This is a genomic window from Ferrimonas pelagia, assembly GCF_039543565.1.
Taxonomy (GTDB): domain Bacteria; phylum Pseudomonadota; class Gammaproteobacteria; order Enterobacterales; family Shewanellaceae; genus Ferrimonas; species Ferrimonas pelagia.
Map to the genome: position 1 here is coordinate 1 of NZ_BAABJZ010000033.1, position 759 is coordinate 759.

A 759-nucleotide genomic window follows, 5' to 3' on the forward strand; every position below is an offset into this window, starting at 1 on the left:
TTGTGGACAGTGCCTGGTGGGTAGTTTGACTGGGGCGGTCTCCTCCCAAAGAGTAACGGAGGAGCACGAAGGTTGGCTAAGCACGGTTGGACATCGTGCGGTTAGTGCAAAGGCATAAGCCAGCTTAACTGCGAGACAGACACGTCGAGCAGGTACGAAAGTAGGTCTTAGTGATCCGGTGGTTCTGAATGGAAGGGCCATCGCTCAACGGATAAAAGGTACTCCGGGGATAACAGGCTGATACCGCCCAAGAGTTCATATCGACGGCGGTGTTTGGCACCTCGATGTCGGCTCATCACATCCTGGGGCTGAAGTCGGTCCCAAGGGTATGGCTGTTCGCCATTTAAAGTGGTACGCGAGCTGGGTTCAGAACGTCGTGAGACAGTTCGGTCCCTATCTGCCGTGGGCGTTTGAGAATTGAGAGGAGCTGCTCCTAGTACGAGAGGACCGGAGTGGACGAACCTCTGGTGTTCCGGTTGTATCGCCAGATGCATTGCCGGGTAGCTAAGTTCGGAATCGATAACCGCTGAAAGCATCTAAGCGGGAAGCGAGCCTCGAGATGAGTTCTCACTGGAGCTATAAGCTCCCTAAAGGGCCGTCGAAGACTACGACGTTGATAGGCAGGGTGTGTAAGCGTTGTGAGGCGTTGAGCTAACCTGTACTAATGACCCGTGAGGCTTAACCATACAACACCCAAGTGGTTTTGTTCGGATATCGCAAGCCTTGTAAGACTTGTTTGAGAGAATTGCTTTTAATAGC

Annotated in this window: 1 rRNA gene; it reads left to right on the forward strand. The window is 52.8% G+C overall.

Annotation, left to right across the window (positions count from 1 at the left end):
- Positions 1-686, forward strand: a 23S ribosomal RNA gene (locus ABEA08_RS09470); the annotation flags it as partial.
- Positions 687-759: the final 73 nt, after the last annotated feature.